Origin of the sequence: Streptomyces sp. A 4/2 (genome assembly GCF_940670765.1) — a bacterium.
GTDB lineage: Bacteria > Actinomycetota > Actinomycetes > Streptomycetales > Streptomycetaceae > Streptomyces.
On the sequence record NZ_CALNVW010000054.1, the window covers coordinates 1 to 16,637 of the forward strand.

Genomic DNA, 16,637 nt, shown 5'->3' on the forward strand with positions numbered 1-16,637 from the left:
GGGGAAGGCTGCTGATGCGGAACTGATGTTCACCTCGACCCCTGACTTCCGGCCGCTGCTACCAGGCCACCGGCAACCTGTCGAGGCCGTAGACGATGGTGTTCTGGCGGAAGGGGACGTCCTCCAGGGCGATATCGAGGCGCAGGGTGGGGAAGCGGGTGAACAGCGCCTTGAGGGAGACCTCCAGTTCCATCCGGGCCAGCGGAGCACCCGGGCACAGGTGCGTGCCGAAGCCGAAGGCGATGTGCTGCCGGGCTTCCTTGCGGTGGATGTCGACGGTGTGGCCGCCGGGGAAGACCGACTCGTCGTGGTTGGCGCTGGGGATCGCCACGATGACGCCCTCGCCCTTGCGGAGCAGTGCGCCGCTCAGTTCCACGTCTTCGGCGACCACCCGGACCTGGTTGTCCTGGGAGATGGACCAGTAGCGCAGCAATTCGTCGACGGCGGGCCCGAACAGTTCCGGATCGGCGCGGAGTTCGGCGAGCTGGCGCGGCTCCTGGAGCAGGCTGAGCACGCTCAGGCTGATCTGGTGGGCGGTCGTCTCGTGCCCTGCCACGAGGAAGAACCGGGCCATCGACACCAGGTCCTTGTGGTCGAGCTCGCCGCTCGCCACGTACCGGGTGGCGAGCCGGCTGAGCAGGTCGTCCTTCGGGGCCCGTTCGCGCTCCGTGGTGAGCTGGTCGAGGAACTGGCTCATGTCGACGAAAGCGGCGTAGGCCTCCTCGGGCGAGGCCACCTGGGAGAGGATCGTCTGGCTCTGCTCGGTGAAGATGTGCTCGTCCTCCTCAGGCACACCCAGCATCCGCGCGATCACCAGCGACGGCAGTTTGATCGCGAAGTTCTCCACCAGGTCGACGGGGTTGGGCCCGCTCGCCAGGTCGTCGAGGAGCCGGTCGACGAGCGCTTCGACCTCCGGGCGCAGGGCGCGGGTCCGGCGGGCGGTGAACTCGGTCATCGCCATGCGGCGCAGCCGGCCGTGCTCCGGGTTGTCCATCCGGTTGAACGACATCACGCCGGGCTCCGGCGGCAGTTGGATGCGCACGGGGAATCCGGGCTGCTGGTCGTCGGCGCTGAACCGCGGATCGTTGAGTACCTGGCGCACGTCCGCGTACCCGGTGATCAGCCAGGCCTCACCGCCGCGGATACGGACCTTGACGGGCGGTCTGTGGCGCAGCGAGGTGTACTCGTCCGGTGGCGCGAAGGGACAGGAACGTGGCATGGGCCAGTCCGCGAGCTTCTCCTGGGTGGCTAGCATCTGTTGCCTCTCTGGCTTGACTCCGATGGCTGAGATGTTTCGCCGGTCAGTCTTAAAGCCCACCCTGACGGAGCACTGACAGGCCCCTGACCTGCATAAATGCCCGTATCAACTCATGGGTAACTCTTGGGGGAGGCTTGAACTCCAGGCCGCACAAAGAAGAGGTGCCCCCGGAGCCAAGGCTCCGGGGGCACCCACGGGGAGGGATACGGATCGGGCGGATCCGACATCAGGTGGAGAGGGTGGAGAGGGCTGCCGTGGCGGTCAGTTCTGCCGCGCCGGGCGGGGCAGCAACTGCACCAGGGCCGCGACCCCCACACAGATGGCGGCCTGGACGAAGAGGCCGGAGGAGAACGCGTCGGCGAACGCCCCCGGGCCGTGCCGGGTGCCCAGGGTGTTGAAGAAGACGACACCGATGGCGGCGATGCCCACGGCGTTGCCCATCTCCTGGGCGGTCGAGAACACCCCGGACGCCGCAGCCGCGTGCTCGGGCGCCACGCCTTCGAGCACCAGCGAGGTCAGCGGCGCCACGACCAGGCCCATGCCGATGCCGCAGAACAGCATCGCGGGGATGCACCAGGCCACGGACCCGTTGTCGATGTGCAGGGCGGTCTCGGCGAGCGCGACATCGCTGACGGCCAGGATGAGCGCGCCCAGCGCGAGAACCTGCCGGCCCAACTTGGCTGCGATCCGGGGAGCCTGGGTGGAGGAGAGGAAGAAGCCGATACCCAGCGGGACGAACAACAGCCCGGAATCGAGCGCCGAGACGCCGTGGCCTTCTTGCAGGAAGAGCGCGAGCACCAGGAAGAAGGAGGCCATGGCGGCGAAGAACACCAGGATGCCCACCACTCCGACCCGGAAGGCGCGGTCGTGGAAGAGTGCCGGGCTCACCAGGGGCGACCTGCCACGGGCGTGCAGCCGGCGCTGGTGGATCCAGAACGCGGCCAGCAGCGGTACGGCGGCGATCAGGCACTCCCAGGTCCACGTGGGCCAGCCCTGCTCCCGGCCCTGGACCAGGGGCAGGATCACCGCGGTGAGACCGGCGGTCACCAGCACCACACCGGTCAGGTCGAATCCGGTGCGGCCCTCGGCCTTCGACTCGGGGACGACGCGCGGCGTGATCAGCAGGACGGCCGCGCCGATCGGAACGTTGATCAGGAAAATGGAGCGCCAGTCGAGGCCGAACACGTCCGCCTTGATCAGCAGGCCGCCGATCAACTGGCCGAAGACCGCGGACGCCCCGAGGGCCAGCCCGAATCCGTTGAAGGCCGTGACCCGGTCCTTGCCCGAGTAGGTGGTGGTGAGGATGCCCAGGACCTGCGGGATCACCAGCGCGGCAGCCGCGCCCTGGATGCCCCGGGCTCCGATGAGCACGCCCATGTTCGGCGCGAGGCCGCAGGCGAGCGAGGCCAGCGTGAACAGCGCGAGGCCGATCGAGAAGATCCGCCTGCGTCCGTAGAGGTCACCGAGGCGGCCACCGGTGATCAGCGCGGCGGACAGGCCGATGTTGAAGGTCGCGGCGACGAACTGGATCTGCGCCGAGGACGCGTTCATGTCCGACTGCAGTGACGGAATCGCCACGTTGACGATGAAGAAGTCCAGGTTGGTGATGAACAAGCCCGCGAGCACGACCAGCAGCGCACCCCACGACCGTCTGCCCGTCGTGGTGTCCGGTGGTGGCGTGGTCGCCGTCCCCGTCTGCGCCGGGGTTGTTTCGGTGGCCATGTGCAAGCCCTCCTGGCCTGTCGCGTGCGGTCATTCAGACCCTTCCGACAGGTATGTCGCCTGCAACGGCCCAGCCGACGGGCAGGAGTCGGCGCAGCTCCCTGTCGGAGCGATTGCAGCGCACCCGGCCGGAGTATCGCTGGAGTACGGGTGGGGCCGTCTGCCGGCCCCCGGAGGTACCTGCCCGCGGCGGCCGGTGGTCAGTGGGGCACGCCTGTGGGTACGGGCGTGTGGAAGTCACGTGCGTACCACAGCAGCGGCGCCGCGGCGGGGCTGCTGATGCGGATCTCCAGCGGAGTGCCGAGCAGCAGGTCGTGGTCGCCCGCGCGGATCACGTCCACCGTGCGGCAGCGCAGCCGCACCTTGGCGTCCGGCAGGTACGGGAGGGCGACGCCGCCCTCCCAGGCGCCGAAGTCGCCGGGGGCGAAGCGGTCCTCGCCGTGGGTGGCGAAGCGCTGGGCGACCGGCTTGTGCCGCTCGCCGAGGACGTTGACGGCGAACTCCTCGGCCGCCGACATGGCGGCGTGGCAGCTCGAACCGAGCGCGATGCCCACCATGACCAGAGGAGGGTCGAGGGACACCGACGACACGGAGCTCGCGGTGAACCCCCAGCGCCGCCCCGCCCCGTCGAGGGCGGTGACCACCGAGACGGGGGTGGCGAGCAGCGCCATCGCGTCCTTGAACAGCTGGGCGTCCGCCACCGGTAACTGCTCCTGGGCTGTGCTCATGAGTTAGCTCCTTGGGGATGGGCCGTGGGGCACGGGGCCGGGGCTTCAGCACGCTCCTGGGCCGGGTTCTGAAAGTTCCGGCTCAGGGACCATCGCAAGAACCGCTCAAGACCCACTCGAAACGAAGGGGAGCGAAGGGGCCCGGAGGTGCCGGGTCAAGCCGGGGTTGAGTGGCGGGCAGCAGGATGAGGGGGAAGGCACGGTGCCGACGGATCACGTAAGGAGCTGCACATGGCGGACAGGGAGCCGGTCATGCCCGAGGGGGAGATCCTCGGCTGGCTCGCGGAGAGGCTGGGTACCCACGTGTCCCTGCCGTTGTCAGAGATCAACCCCGATGTCCCGTACGTCGAGTACGGCCTCGACTCCGTCGCCGCACTGGGCCTCTTCGGGGACATCGAGGAGAAGTTCGGCCTCGTCCTCGACCCGATCGTGGCGCTGGAGCATGCGACGGTGCGGCAGCTGGCGGCCTATCTGGCCGTCGAGGCGGCGGAGGCCGTCCACAGCTGAGTGCCGCGCCCGACACCGGTCGGCGCCATCTGACAACGCTTCGCCCCGTCGCACCGCGACGGGGCGAACTGCGTGGCCCTGGTGCTCCTGGTCGGTCTCAGTCGTGGTCGACGGAGACCCCGGTGGTCCTGCCGCCCAGGACCAGCACCGTCACCACCAGCAGGGCCATGCAGCCCGCGATGACGGCGAACATGGGGCCCGCTCCGTGCTGTTCGAGCACCGGCAGCAGGACGAAGGGCAGCGCCCCGGCGCTGAGCTTCGACAGCGAGTACGCGAGGCCGGTGGCCGCCGCCCTGATGTCGGTGGGGTACTGCTCGGCCAGATAGACGTGCGAGACCGTGGAGAACACGTTGCTGACGAGGGTGTAGGCGATCCCGAAGAACATCACGACGGCCACCGAGCCCGCGTACGCGAATCCGAAGCCCGCCAGCGCCATCGCCAGGGCCGAGAGGGCGAGGAGCCGTTTGCGCTCCATTCGGTCCATGATGGGCACCGACACCAGGGAACCGATCGGGTAGCCGATGAAGGACACCGCGGTGAAGCCGAGGCCGGTGACCACTCCGTACCCCTTGGCGGCCAGGATCTGGGGGGCCAGCGCCCCGAAACCGTAGTAACCGACCACGGACAGGGTGGAGAACAGCCACAGCATGGCGGTACGGCGCCGGAACCTGGCCTGGAACACCACGCCGGGGCCGGTGCGCCGGGGCAGCGGCGGGGCGGCGGCGTCGTTCGGGCGCTCTTTCACCGTGGCCGCCGCGGGCCGTGTCTCCGCCCTCGTCTCCGCCCTCGTTTCCGCCAGGACGTGCGCGGGCAGCTCGGCCTCCATCATGGCCACGAGCTTCTCCGCCTCCTGGTGGCGTCCCTGGGTGGCGAGCCAGCGCGGCGACTCGATGAGCCTGCGCCGCAGTCCCCAGACGACGGCCGATCCGGCGGCGCCCAGCACGAACAGCCAGCGCCAGCCGTCGATGCCCAGCGGGCTCAGCGGCACCAGCCACAGTGCGGCGAAGCCGACCGCGGGCACCCCGCAGAACGCCAGGGTGTACGCCCAGGCGGTGTACCGGCCACGCTGCCCGGCGGGCAGTACGTCGGCCAGGTAGCAGTCGGACAGGGCCTGTTCGGCGCCGATTCCGACCCCGGCGAGGAAGCGCGTCACGATCAGCCAGGCGGCGTTCGGGGCGAACGCGCCCAGCAGCGAGAACCCGGAGTACAGCGCGAGGTTGATCAGGAAGGCCCGGCGCCGTCCGAAGCGGTCGGCGACCCGCCCGAGCACCAGGGAGCCGAAGAACTGCCCGATGAAGGCCGAGGCCAGGACGAGCTTGAGGGTGGTGCCGTTGAAGGCGAAGTCCCCCTGCAGCACTTTCGAGATCGTTCCGGAGAGGTTGTTCTCGAAGGTGTCGAAGAGCAGCCCCACGCCGACCACGGCGGTGAGCATGCGGTGCGTGGGCGTGACCGGCATCCGGTCGAGCCGGTCGCCGATGGTGCGCGCCGCGGGCGGGGGCCTCAGCGGCGTCTGCTGTGACATGGTTCAGAGCTCCTCAAGTCTCCGGTGAGCGTTCGGCCGTGTGCCTCCGCCCCGGCGCGTTACGCGTGGGCGGAGGCGGAGTGCCCCCTCCGGTCGTACGGGAGGGAGGGGGCGTGTACGTGATGTGCTGCGGGGGTCCGGCGGGGGCGGTGCCGGGGCTGTCGTACGGCGTCCGTCAGACGGCGGCGCCGATTTCCTTCTGCCGCGTCGGGGCGCTGACCTCGTGCAGGAACGTGGCGACCTGGTTGTAGGACTCCCAGAACCCGACTTCGAGATAGGGGATGCCGCGCTCCGCGCAGTAGTCGCGGGTCAGCTCCCGGGCGCGGGCGAGGTTGCGCTTCGGCATCGCCGGGAAGAGGTGGTGCTCGACCTGGTAGTTGAGGCCGCCGTACAGGAAGTCGATCCACCAGTTGGGGCGGATGTTGCGGGAGGTGAGGACCTGGCGCTCAAGCCAGTCCAGGGTCTCCTTCTCGCCGTCGCGGACCTCCATGCCCTTGTGGTTCGGGGCGAACATCAGGCCGAAGTAGACGCCGAGCGCGGCGTGCTGCACCGCGATGAACACGATGGCCTGCAGGGGCGTCAGGACGGTGAAGACGGCGGTCAGGTAGATCGCGGTACGCAGGACGACGAGGCCGATCTCGACGAACCGGCGCTTGGCCCCGCTCTTGGCCAGCTCCTTGACCGTGGTCTTCTCCATCTTGTAGCCCTCCAGGACGAGGAGCACGAAGAAGAGAATCCGCTGGTGGCGGACGATGAAGCGCTGCGTCCGGGTGCGGGTGGCGTACTGCTTGATGTCGAAGATCGCGGTGCGCCGGCCGATGTCGGGGTCGAGCGTGAGGTGGTTGGGGTGGCTGTGGTGCCGGTTGTGGTGGTTGACCCACCAGGCGTAGCTCACCCCGCTGAAGAAGTTGGCGTGGAAGTACGCGACGAGTGTGCCGACCTTCTTGTCGCGGAACATCGCCTTGTGGCCGACCTCGTGCCACATGTAGGCGCTCTGAACGCCGCAGAGGCCCATCCACACCGCGACCGGCATCTGCCACCAGGACTCGCCGATCAGGAGGAAGGCGACCAGACCGGCCAGGATGAGGGACATGTTCAGGGCGAGCCGGCGGTAGTCGTAGCCCGTGTTGAGGTCGAGCAGTCCCTCGGTCTTCACGCGCTTCAGCAGCTCACCGAAGGTGGCGGAGGCACCTTGGCTGCTCGCTTCGCCCGTCGCGACCGCGAGGCCGGCTTCGAGCGGCCGTTGGGTGTCTGACTCTTTCTCGCTGGTGGTCTCACTGATGTTCGGAGACTGCATAGAAGGATCTCCTTGAGCAGGACGGGTCCCGGCACGGGGCACCGGGCGAAAGCAACTTGAGCGTCGGGCACCGCACTGATGTGGCGCTGATGACTGCCTGGAACACCGCCGGGGCGGGGCTTGCACCGGGCGGCCCGTGGCACAGCTCCCGTGCGGGAGCTGTGCCACTACGGGCGGGCGGTGCGCGCGGTGCGGCGGCGCGTCACGCGGCTGCGGCCTCCTGGGCGAGCCGTGCGTCCAGGGTGCGCAGCAGCTCGTCCGAGGCGCGGGCGACGTCCTGGTCGTCCGGGGCCCCGATGATGTCCATCAGGGAATGGACCAGCTGCTCCTTGAGGGCGTCCGTCTCGCTGGGTGCAGGCGCCTGCTCGGCGTCCTGCCCCAGGGCCTCGGTGGTCTGCTCGCTGGACATGGTTCTTCCTCCTTGCTGGGTGCCGCCGTGCCGGGCGGCTCGGGTGCGGTGGGTTCAGAAGGCGTTGCAGGCGCGGAAGATGTGCGCGAAGGCCGACAGCGAGGCGGGCCCGTCGAAGGCCACGTACTCGGGGACGGGAGCCTCCGGCGCCCACTTCTCCTTGTAGGTGAGCTGCGTCTGGGCGGGGTAGAGAGCCGCGCCCTCGGCCCACAGGAAGTGCATCAGCCACTGGAAGGACGGGCTGTGGCCGGGGAGTTCGTTCTCCTCCGCCAGGCCGGTGAACGGGGTGAAGCCGAAGTGCAGCCACTCGGCGCCCTCGGCCCGCAGCACCTCGATGACGTGCGCGTTGATGGCCTCCATCAGGCCCGGGGTGTCGTCGGGGATGCGCCGGCTCAGGTCGTGCATCCAGCCGGCCCGGCTGCCGTAGACGGGCGAGTACGAGATGTAGCCGACCGGCTTGGAGTCGATGGTGCCGAGGAAGAGCCTGCGGTGCTCCTGCGCGGGGCCGCCTATCTCGCCGACCAGGAACTCCAGCTGCCGGGCCTCCTCGCCCTTGGAGCGCAGCCAGGCCTGGTCGATGTGGGTGATCGCCTCGGTCAGTTCCTCCGGCGACACCTCGCTGACCTGCAGACCGCTGCGGAGGGCGCGGGAGATCTTGTTGCGCATCCGCATGAACCGGGTGCCGCGCATGGTGAAGTCGGGCAGGTGGACCACCCAGGAGGAGCCGAACTGGTTGACGGTGAAGCCGCGCCGGGCGTACACCTCGGCGTCAGGGCGCTGCAACTGGGCGCCCACCACCTTCAGGCCCTGCTCATGGGCATGGGCCACGAAGCGGTCGAGCAGGGTGTCGTAGTCGTCCGGGGCGGCGAAGGGGCCGCCGAGCTGGACCAGGTACTGGCCGGCCCTGCGGTAGGCGATGATGCCGTCGAGTCCCGGCGCGGTGAACGCGCTGGTCCCCTGGCTCATGGTCAGGAACGCGCTGGAGTTCTCGGACTGCGTGTGTTGACGGATCGATGCGAGAACGGTGTTCTCGGCCGTTGCTGTAGGAGACATTGGCCCTCTCTCTTCCGATGACGAGCACAGGAAAGTAGAGCACCTGCAAGATGAGCCCCGGAAGAGCCGAAATTGTCTGCCGGGGAGATGTCAGCCGCCTGTCAGCCGGATATCAGAGCGGGCTGGAAATGTAATCCAGGCAACCGGGAGACAATGGCTTCCGGAAACCAGGAGAGGTGCCCGGAGTGGTTTATCGGGGACCGGAGCACGCTTCAGTCGGGCGAAAGCCCACGCAGGTTCGAATCCTGCCCTCTCCGCTGCGGGCCGTGCTGCCGCACCGCCGGAAGCCCGCCGGAAGCCCGCCGTACGCGACCTGCTCGCGCCGAGTGCGCCACGCCGTCGGGCCCGGAGCGGCGCCGGCCGCCGATCGCCGATCGCAGCGTCTGGAGAATCGCCTCATGCCGACCGCGGCATCCCCCGCCCCACGACGGGCACTTGTCGTCGCCAACCCCACCGCGGGCACCGTACGCGCGGGCCTGTTCGACGAGGTCGTACGGCTCTGCCGCGACCGGCTCGACAGCGTCGAGGTGCACCGCACGACGCACCGAGGCAGCGCCACCGAGGCCGTCCGCGCCGCCACGGCCGCGGACCTGGTGATCGCGGTCGGCGGCGACGGCACGGTGCGCGAGGTCGTCGAAGGACTCGTCGCCCGGGACCGGCCCACCGCGGCGGCCCTCGCCGTGGTCCCCGCGGGCACCGGCAACTCCAACTACCGCATGCTGTGGGCCGACCGGCCCTGGGCCGAGACGCTGCAAGCGACTCTGACCGCCGACGCGGAGCGGGCCGCACTGCGCCGCATCGACCTGGGATCGCTCGCCGAGACCGGCGAACTCGTGCTGCTCGGCGCCTGCTCCGGGCTGGTCGCCGAGGGCCTGATCACGGCCCGCACGGTCCAGGCCACCGGCCGCGAGCGCTACACCCGGGCCCTGCCGGACGCGGCTGCGGCCCACCGCCCCTACCCGGGGCGGGTCACGGTCGACGGCACGGTGCTGCACGAGGGCGCCACCGTCCTGGCCAACGTCGGCGGCGGCCGGTACCGCGGCGGCCAGTACCTGGTCCTGCCCCACTCCGAGCTGGACGACGGGCTGCTGGACGTCTGCGTCGTCGGCGCCGAGGTGCCCGCCACGGACATTCCCCACCTCGCCACCGAGGGCCTGCTGCACGAGCAGCCCGGAGTGGTGTACGGCCGCGGGCGGCGCGTCGTCGTCGAACGCCTCGACGGGCGCCCCCTGTGTTTCGAGCACGACGGTGAACTGCAGCAGCTCAACTGGACCAGCATGTCCGTCGATGTGCTGCCGGGTGTGCTGCCGGTCTGGGGTGCTCCGACGAAAGAAGTGACGCGTGTCGATACTCAAGGAGCTGTGCCGGTGGGCGGCCCGGCTGCAGGCTGAGGACGTCCCCGCCCCCGTACGCTCCCTGGCGAGCAGCCAGTTGCTCTCCCAGCTGGCCTCCATCCGGGCCGGCGCCGCACACCCGCTGGGCCGCCGGCTCATCGAGGCCTTCGGGCCGCCCCTGCAGAGCGATCCGCGTACGTCGGCGTGTGTGCTGGCCGGGCTCGGCTCCTGGCTGAACCTCGACGACACCGCGTACGCGGGCCATCTGTCGAACTCCACGGTGTCCGTCCCGCTCGCGTACGCCTACGCGCGCGGCCTCGACGGCGCCTCGCTGGTCACCGCGGTCGTCGCCGCCAACGAGTTCGCGGCGAGGATCACCGCGGCGGCCACGCTCGGGCCGCTGCGCGGCCACAGCGCCGTGCACACGCACCTGGCGGGCACGGTCAGCGGAAGGCTGCACTGCGAGGGCGCCGACGAAGCGGTCTGGAGCAACGCCCTCGGCCTCGCCTTCGCCATGCCCAACTGGCCGCTGATGCGCGCCTTCCTGGCCAGCGACGCGCGGCTGTTCAACACCTTCACACCGGTACGCACCGCGATGGACGCCTGCGACGGGGCCCGCGCCGGGCTGCGGGGCGCCGTGGACATCCTGGAGCACCCGGACGGTTTCCTCGACCGGTTCTCCTCCGTACCGCTGCCCGACGCCGTCAACGCGGGCCTCGGCCTGCGGTGGCACACCGAGACCCTCTCGTTCAAGATGCACCCGGGCGGTCCCGGGATCGACGCGGCGGTGGACTGCGCCGCCGCGCTGCACCGCGACATCGGTCCGTGCCGTCCCGAGGACATCGAGGAGATCGTCGTCGAGGCGTCCCTCTACACGCTGTTCGCGGGCAAGAAGGCGGCGTCGTACATCGTCGGGCCGGGCTCGCCGCTGGGCGCGCTCGTCCTGCACACCCCGTATCCGGTGGCCACCGCCCTGCTGACCGGCGGTCTGACGGTCAACGACTTCGCGGCGCCGCTGCTCAGCGAGCGCGTCCGCTGGGACGTCGCGGAACGGGTGCGGCTGGTGCACGACCCCGAGCTGACCCGGGCGCTGTTCGCCTCGGAGGCCCCGTTCGGCGAGGCCGTACGGCAGGCCGGGCCCGCGGCGGAACCCTGGCTGCGTTCCTTCGGCGGCGAGGAGGTGGCCAGGCTCGCCCAGGAGGCCGCGGGCGACAAGGCACGGGCCGACTTCACCTCGTCCGCCAAGGCGACCGGCGCCCGGGTGACGGTACGGCTGGCCGACGGGCGCACCCTCAGCCGGGAGCGCATGATCCCGCTCGCCGCCGCCGGCCCCCACACGCGGGCCCACCACGCCGAACTGATGCAGCAGAAGTTCCTGGAGTACGGCGGGACGCCCGAGGTCGCCGAGGCGGCCGAGCACCTCGATTCGATGGATTCCGATGATCTTCAGGAATGGATCGCATCAGCGCTGCGGTAATCCGCGAGGCGGGTGTCAGCGATGAGTCAGCAGGCGCTGCGAACATCGTTTCACGGTGGACAGTGAGCAGGGAAGATCGGACTTGGGAAAGGTCCTTTGATGCCTGAAAAGGAACTCCGCAGTTACAAACTTTATATCGCGGGCAAGGACGTCGAAGGCGACGGCTGGGTATATACCGTCAGCGCCAAGTCCATGCTCGAAGATGTATTCACGAGCGTCAGTCTCAAACGGGAACTGGAAAAGAATCCGGATTCCGAGTCGGCGGATCACCCCTATGTGGTGGGCCGTTGCGCAATCGCCAGCGATGCTTCGATCGATCTCGCCACGGAGGCCGCCGCTGCTGCTGCGGGCGCCTGGGCCGAGGTCCCCCTGGAACGTCGGATGCGCCTGGGCAGGATGTTCCGCGAGGAGCTGATGCGCCGCGAGGACGAGTTCCTGGACATCCTCACCTCGGAGTCGCACCCGCTGCGGCTGGCCCGCTGGGAACTGAGCTGCATGAAGCAGATCTACAGCGAGGAAAGCCTGTACTGGTACCGGCAGCGGATGCACACCGAGTTCGAGCACGAGGGACGGCGCCTGATCGTCCGTCGCCAGCCCGACGGTGTGGTGGCCTTCAACCCGCCGCAGAACGCGCCCGCGCCGAGCGCGGCCCTCGCCGTTCTCGCGCTGATGGCCGGCAACGCGGTCGTGATGCGTGCCCCGCGCAGCATCGCGCTGAGCACCATGTGGCTGATGCGCGACGTGGTGGCGCCGCTGCTCGAAGAGATCTCCGCGCCTCCCGGCATCCTCAACGCCATCTGCTCCAACCCCAAGCAGACCCTGGACCGCTGGGTCGAGTCGCCGCTGATCAACGACATCTTCTACATCGGCGGCAGCGAGGAGGGCCTGCGCTTCCAGGAGAGCTGCGTGGCCAACGGCAAGAAGCCCATCCTGGAGCTGGCCGGCAACGACACCATCGTCGTGTGGAAGGGCGCCGACCTGACGAAGGCGGCCGAGGCGATCTGCGAGTCCTTCTACGGCTCGGGCCAGATCTGCATGGTGCCCAACTGCGTGCTGGTCCACCCCGAGATCGCCGAGGAGCTCATCGAAGCGGTCAAGGAGCGCGTCAAGGTGGTCCGTCCGGGCTACCCGGAGGACGAGGACGTCCTGCTCTCCCCGGTGCGCCGCAGCGAGAAGTTCTTCGCGCTGCTCAAGCAGTCCCTGGACCGCGGCGGCGAGATCATCACCGGCGGCCTGCGGACCGAGGTCGACGGCACCCCGTCGGAGACCGGCGTCTTCCTGCAGCCGACCGTGGTGCGGGTCGACGGTCTCGAAGGGGCCCGCCTGCACGACATCGTCAGGAGCGAGACGTTCTTCCCGCTGCTGCCGATCGTCGTACCCGAGGCGACCGACGACGACGACACGCTGCTCAACTCGTTCATCGACTTCGTCAACTCCAACGAGTACGGGCTGCGCAACTCGCTCTGGGTCAAGTCCGCCCGGGTGATCAACGCGTTCGTGCAGCGCATCACCAACGGCGGCCTGCTGAAGATCAACGACTCGCACATCGGCTTCCTGCCGTATCTGCCCAGCCACGGCGGAACCGGCCTGACCGGCGGTGTCTACGGCGAGGCCAACTACCCGATCCTCAAGACCTCGCACATCCAGGGCGTCAGCATCGCCACCGACGTCAGCCCCCACGAGGCCGTCTTCGGGGCCTGAACCATCCCCCCGCTCCACCGATTCAACGGAGGTGTCCCCCCGTGCGCTCCCTCGACTCCGCCCGCTCGCTCTGCGACCGGTACCATCCAGGGCTGCTCAAGGCCCTGGAAGAGATCCCCTTCGCCGAGCGGGAGGCTCCCGGGAGTCCCGCGATCGACCTGTTCCGCACCCACGGCGGTGTGGGGCTGCTGGTGCCCACCGAGTTCGGCGGGCACGGCGCCGACCCGGTGGACGCGGTGCAGGTGCAGCGGGCCATCGGGGCGGTGTCACCGTCGGTGGCCGCCGCGGTGACCATGCACCACTTCACCGTCTCGATGCTGTACTCGCTGGCCGAGCGGTCCGGGCGGCTGGCGGAGGGTCAACTGGAGCTGCTGCACCGGGTCGTGCCGGAGCAGATCCTGATGGCCTCGGGCTGGGCCGAGGGCAAGACACAGCAGAACATCTTCGCGCCGTCGGTCGTCGCGGTGCCGGCCCCGGGCGGGTACCGGCTCAACGGCATCAAGAAGCCGTGCAGCCTGGCCCATTCGATGCAGCTGCTCACCGCGAGCATCGCCGTGCCCGGCCCGGACGGCACCCCCGAACTCGCCCTCGCACTGGTCCCGGCCTCCTCCGAGGGCCTGACGGTCCATCCGTTCTGGGGCAACGACGTGCTGGCCGCCTCGGAGAGCGACGAGGTACGCCTGACCGACGTGTTCGTCCCGGACAACATGGTCGTACGCACCACCGAGGACGACCCGGACCGGCTCGACGAGCTGCAGACCGCCGGCGTCATCTGGTTCGAGATGCTGATCTCGGCCGGTTACGCCGGAGCCGCCGCCGCCCTCGCCGAACTGGTCGTCCAGCGCGAGCGGGGCAGCGTGAGCGAGCGGTCCGACGTGGTCATCAACGTCGAGAGCGCCTTCCACCTGCTTGAGGGCGCCGCCCGCGCCGTACGGGACGGGCTCGACAGCGAGGAGGCGGTGGCCCAGGTGCTCATCGCCCGCTACGCCACCCAGGACCTGCTCGCCAAGGTCTCGGACAAGAGCCTGGAGCTGCTGGGCGGCATCGACTTCATCCGCAGCTCGGACCACGCCCGCCTCGCGGCCTCCGTACGTCCGCTGGTCTTCCACCCTCCGGGGCGGTCCGCCACGGCCGGACAGCTCGTCGACTACGTCGCGGGCAAGCCGCTCGACCTCTCCTGAACCGCATCCGGCCGATGCACCGGTCGAACCCCAACAGCCCGTCGTATCCAGGGAGTTATCCGTGACCGTGACCCAGGACATCCGGGTCGACACCGAGGCGGACATCCTCGGTCTCTACCGGGCCCACCTCAGCAAGGGCCGGGCCACCCTCGCCGAACTGTTCGGCAGCCACATGGAGGTGGAGTCCTCCGGCGCCTGGCTGACCACGAGCGACGGTGAGCGCTTCCTCAACGCCGGGGGCTACGGCGTCTTCATCATGGGCGCCCGCCACCCCATCGTGATGGAGGCCGTCGAGCGCCAGCTGCGCACCCACCCGGTCGCCACCCGCATCCTGCTGGAGCCGACGGTGGCCCGCGCCGCCGAGGCCCTCGTCTCGGTCATGCCCGAGGGCCTGGACCGCGTGCACTTCTCGCTCTCCGGCGCCGAGGCCGTCGAGACCGGCCTCAAGCTGGCCCGCGCCAACGGCCGCAGGCGGACCGTGTCGATGCAGGGCGGCTACCACGGCAAGACGATGGGTGCCCTTTCGGCGACCGCCAAGGAGGTCTACCAGAAGCCCTTCCGGCCGCTGCTCCCCGACGTACTGCACCTGCCCTTCGGCGACGCGGACGCCCTGGAGGAGGAGCTGCGGGCGCACCCGGGCGAGGTCTGCGTGATCCTGGAGCCGGTGCAGGGCGAGGGCGGCGTGATCATCCCGCCCAAGGGCTACCTCAAGCGGGTCGAGGAGCTCGTGCGCGAGTACGACGGCTTCCTCATCCTCGACGAGGTACAGACCGGCATGGGCCGGCTCGGCGAGTGGTGGGGCGCCGACACGGAGGGCGTCGTCCCCGACGTACTGCTCGCGGGCAAGGCGCTCGGCGGCGGTGTGGTCCCGGTCTCGGCGGCCGTCGCCACCCGCAAGGCGTTCCGCCCGTTCGACAAGGACCCGTACATCCACACCTCGACCTTCTCCGGGCAGCCCCTGCTGATGGCGGCCGTCCAGGGCGCCGTCCGCGCGATCGAGGAGGAGCGCCTGGTCACCCGGTCCATGGACCTGGGCGCCCGGCTGCTGCCCCGGATCGCCGAGATAGCCCGCCGCAACATTCCCGACCTGGTGGTCGACGTACGCGGCCAGGGCCTGCTGATCGGCGTGGAGCTGACCGAGGCGGGCCTGGCCGGGGAGCTGCTCATCGAGCTCTTCAACCACGGCGTGGTCGCCAACCACTCGATGAACGGCAGTTCGGTGGTGCGGTTCACCCCGCCCGCCACGCTCACCGACCTCGACGTGGAGTACCTGCTCAGCTCCTTCGACAAAGCAACCCTCGATCTGGTCGCCGGTTCGGCCAGGATGCCGGAAGGCGGAAACAACTGATGCGTCATGTGGAACTGGACGCCGTGGTACTGGGAGAGAACGCCAGGACCGTCTTCGAGTCCGTCGCCAGGTTCGACCGATTCCCCGAACTGGCCCCGCACGTCAGCTCCACCACGGTGCACGGCACCCTGCCCGATCCGCAGGGCAGCTCCAGCTGGGAGCTGCACTTCCGCAGCGGCCTGCTGCGCTGGACCGAGGAGGACCGCTTCCTGGAGGACGAGCTGGAGATCCGGTTCGAGCAGGAGGACGGCGACTTCGACGTCTTCGAGGGCAAGTGGGCGGTGATCCAGGAGGACGAGAACGTCGTCGTCCACTTCGAGGTCGACTTCGACTTCGGTATCCCGAGCCTCGAAGGCATCCTCGACCCGATCGCCGAGCGCGTCATCAAGGAGACCGTGGCCTGGGCCGTCACCGGGCTGTTCGCCCGCACGGAGCTGCGCAGCGCGGTCGAGCTCGGCACGCCCGCCGACGCGGCAGCGTAGGGGACGGCCATGGACCAGGCGAACCCGTTCGAGACCCCACGGACCTTCTCCCTGCACCGCGCCGAGTACCTCGTCGGCTTCGCGGTGAGCACCGGCCTGATCATCGAGCACTTCGGCGACATCCGCTGGCCCGTGTGGATCGGTCTGTTCCTCTACATCGACCTGATCGGTTACATCCCGGGGGCCATCGCCTTCCGCCGCAGCGGGGGCAGGCCCATCTCCAAGGTCTTTTACGTCCTCTACAACGTCATGCACAGCCTGATCACGCAGAGCGTGGTCGTCGGCCTGTGGTGCTGGCTGGTCGGACCGGAGTGGGCACTGCTCGCGGTCGCCTGGCACCTGAGCGGTGACCGGGGGCTGTTCGGCAACTTCATGAAGTCGTTCGCGCTGCCGTACGAGCCCGTCCGGCAGAAGGGGTACCTGCGGCTCCTGGACGACCTGGGCCTGCAGCACCCCAAGCCGGTGGGCCACGCCCAGGACCCGGAGCCCGTCGGCCACCTGCCGGCCCGGCCCGCGCCCCGCAGCCGGAACGCCGACCGCGCGGTGTCCCCCGCAGGCCGCTGACCGCAGACCCGTCACCTCCCGGGCAGTGAACCCGGGCCGACAGAAGGAGCACAC

General features: G+C 69.7%; 15 protein-coding genes. 8 read left to right on the forward strand and 7 right to left on the reverse strand.

What is annotated here, in order from left to right; all coding sequences use genetic code 11:
• Nucleotides 1-58 precede the first annotated feature (58 nt).
• The 3 genes from NBY69_RS34375 to NBY69_RS34385 all read right to left on the reverse strand — a co-directional run bounded on the left by NBY69_RS34375 (nucleotide 59) and on the right by NBY69_RS34385 (nucleotide 3,708).
• Entirely contained in the window at nucleotides 59-1,255 is a 1,197-nt protein-coding gene (locus NBY69_RS34375) for a cytochrome P450 (protein WP_250306073.1), read from the reverse strand.
• Between the two features lie 264 nt (nucleotides 1,256-1,519).
• Nucleotides 1,520-2,980: an MFS transporter gene (locus tag NBY69_RS34380; RefSeq protein WP_250306074.1), complete on the reverse strand. Its 1,461-nt coding sequence runs from the start codon at nucleotides 2,978-2,980 to the stop codon at nucleotides 1,520-1,522.
• 200 nt (nucleotides 2,981-3,180) lie between these two features.
• Nucleotides 3,181-3,708, reverse strand: coding sequence for a flavin reductase family protein (locus NBY69_RS34385; protein ID WP_250306075.1), 528 nt, complete (start codon nucleotides 3,706-3,708; stop codon nucleotides 3,181-3,183).
• Nucleotides 3,709-3,939: 231 nt separating this feature from the next.
• Between NBY69_RS34385 and NBY69_RS34390 the strand changes: the two genes are divergently transcribed.
• Nucleotides 3,940-4,215 carry an acyl carrier protein gene (locus NBY69_RS34390; protein ID WP_250306076.1) on the forward strand — a complete coding sequence of 92 codons (276 nt, stop codon included), beginning with the start codon at nucleotides 3,940-3,942 and terminating at the stop codon, nucleotides 4,213-4,215.
• Between the two features lie 97 nt (nucleotides 4,216-4,312).
• On the opposite strand, the gene NBY69_RS34395 is transcribed toward NBY69_RS34390, so the two are convergent.
• The 4 genes from NBY69_RS34395 to NBY69_RS34410 all read right to left on the reverse strand — a co-directional run bounded on the left by NBY69_RS34395 (nucleotide 4,313) and on the right by NBY69_RS34410 (nucleotide 8,496).
• Entirely contained in the window at nucleotides 4,313-5,737 is a 1,425-nt protein-coding gene (locus NBY69_RS34395) for an MFS transporter (RefSeq protein ID WP_250306077.1), read from the reverse strand.
• A gap of 175 nt (nucleotides 5,738-5,912) precedes the next feature.
• Entirely contained in the window at nucleotides 5,913-7,034 is a 1,122-nt protein-coding gene (locus tag NBY69_RS34400) for an acyl-CoA desaturase (RefSeq protein ID WP_250306079.1), read from the reverse strand.
• Nucleotides 7,035-7,236: 202 nt separating this feature from the next.
• A complete protein-coding gene (locus NBY69_RS34405; RefSeq protein ID WP_250306080.1) occupies nucleotides 7,237-7,443 on the reverse strand; it encodes a hypothetical protein in 207 nt (68 codons plus the stop codon).
• A gap of 54 nt (nucleotides 7,444-7,497) precedes the next feature.
• Nucleotides 7,498-8,496, reverse strand: a complete 999-nt coding sequence (locus NBY69_RS34410; RefSeq protein ID WP_250306081.1) for a bifunctional lysylphosphatidylglycerol flippase/synthetase MprF — start codon at nucleotides 8,494-8,496, stop codon at nucleotides 7,498-7,500.
• Between the two features lie 398 nt (nucleotides 8,497-8,894).
• On the opposite strand from NBY69_RS34410, the gene NBY69_RS34415 reads away from it, so the two are divergent.
• From NBY69_RS34415 to NBY69_RS34445, 7 genes are all read left to right on the forward strand, one after another.
• Nucleotides 8,895-9,887, forward strand: coding sequence for a diacylglycerol kinase family protein (locus NBY69_RS34415; protein WP_250306082.1), 993 nt, complete (start codon nucleotides 8,895-8,897; stop codon nucleotides 9,885-9,887).
• Complete coding sequence (locus tag NBY69_RS34420) at nucleotides 9,838-11,307, forward strand: MmgE/PrpD family protein (RefSeq protein ID WP_250306083.1); 1,470 nt, start codon at nucleotides 9,838-9,840, stop codon at nucleotides 11,305-11,307. The genes NBY69_RS34415 and NBY69_RS34420 overlap by 50 nt, the downstream gene beginning before the upstream one ends.
• Nucleotides 11,308-11,406: 99 nt before the next feature.
• On the forward strand, nucleotides 11,407-13,008 hold the full coding sequence (locus NBY69_RS34425) for an aldehyde dehydrogenase (protein WP_250306085.1): 1,602 nt from the start codon (nucleotides 11,407-11,409) through the stop codon (nucleotides 13,006-13,008).
• Nucleotides 13,009-13,049: 41 nt separating this feature from the next.
• Nucleotides 13,050-14,189, forward strand: a complete 1,140-nt coding sequence (locus tag NBY69_RS34430; protein ID WP_250306086.1) for an acyl-CoA dehydrogenase family protein — start codon at nucleotides 13,050-13,052, stop codon at nucleotides 14,187-14,189.
• A gap of 61 nt (nucleotides 14,190-14,250) precedes the next feature.
• A complete protein-coding gene (locus tag NBY69_RS34435) occupies nucleotides 14,251-15,537 on the forward strand; it encodes an aspartate aminotransferase family protein (protein ID WP_250306087.1) in 1,287 nt (428 codons plus the stop codon).
• Nucleotides 15,537-16,019, forward strand: coding sequence for a type II toxin-antitoxin system RatA family toxin (locus NBY69_RS34440; RefSeq protein WP_250306089.1), 483 nt, complete (start codon nucleotides 15,537-15,539; stop codon nucleotides 16,017-16,019). The genes NBY69_RS34435 and NBY69_RS34440 overlap by 1 nt, the downstream gene beginning before the upstream one ends.
• Before the next feature lie 9 nt (nucleotides 16,020-16,028).
• On the forward strand, nucleotides 16,029-16,583 hold the full coding sequence (locus tag NBY69_RS34445; RefSeq protein WP_250306090.1) for a hypothetical protein: 555 nt from the start codon (nucleotides 16,029-16,031) through the stop codon (nucleotides 16,581-16,583).
• Nucleotides 16,584-16,637 lie beyond the last annotated feature (54 nt).

Bases quoted from the DNA above. Each gene is read 5' to 3' on its own strand.
- NBY69_RS34375 (WP_250306073.1), bottom strand. From the start codon at position 1,255: ATGCTAGCCACCCAGGAGAAGCTCGCGGACTGGCCCATGCCACGTTCC.
- NBY69_RS34380 (WP_250306074.1), bottom strand. From the start codon at position 2,980: ATGGCCACCGAAACAACCCCGGCGCAGACGGGGACGGCGACCACGCCA.
- NBY69_RS34385 (WP_250306075.1), bottom strand. From the start codon at position 3,708: ATGAGCACAGCCCAGGAGCAGTTACCGGTGGCGGACGCCCAGCTGTTC.
- NBY69_RS34390 (WP_250306076.1), top strand. From the start codon at position 3,940: ATGGCGGACAGGGAGCCGGTCATGCCCGAGGGGGAGATCCTCGGCTGG.
- NBY69_RS34395 (WP_250306077.1), bottom strand. From the start codon at position 5,737: ATGTCACAGCAGACGCCGCTGAGGCCCCCGCCCGCGGCGCGCACCATC.
- NBY69_RS34400 (WP_250306079.1), bottom strand. From the start codon at position 7,034: ATGCAGTCTCCGAACATCAGTGAGACCACCAGCGAGAAAGAGTCAGAC.
- NBY69_RS34405 (WP_250306080.1), bottom strand. From the start codon at position 7,443: ATGTCCAGCGAGCAGACCACCGAGGCCCTGGGGCAGGACGCCGAGCAG.
- NBY69_RS34410 (WP_250306081.1), bottom strand. From the start codon at position 8,496: ATGTCTCCTACAGCAACGGCCGAGAACACCGTTCTCGCATCGATCCGT.
- NBY69_RS34415 (WP_250306082.1), top strand. From the start codon at position 8,895: ATGCCGACCGCGGCATCCCCCGCCCCACGACGGGCACTTGTCGTCGCC.
- NBY69_RS34425 (WP_250306085.1), top strand. From the start codon at position 11,407: ATGCCTGAAAAGGAACTCCGCAGTTACAAACTTTATATCGCGGGCAAG.
- NBY69_RS34440 (WP_250306089.1), top strand. From the start codon at position 15,537: ATGCGTCATGTGGAACTGGACGCCGTGGTACTGGGAGAGAACGCCAGG.
- NBY69_RS34445 (WP_250306090.1), top strand. From the start codon at position 16,029: ATGGACCAGGCGAACCCGTTCGAGACCCCACGGACCTTCTCCCTGCAC.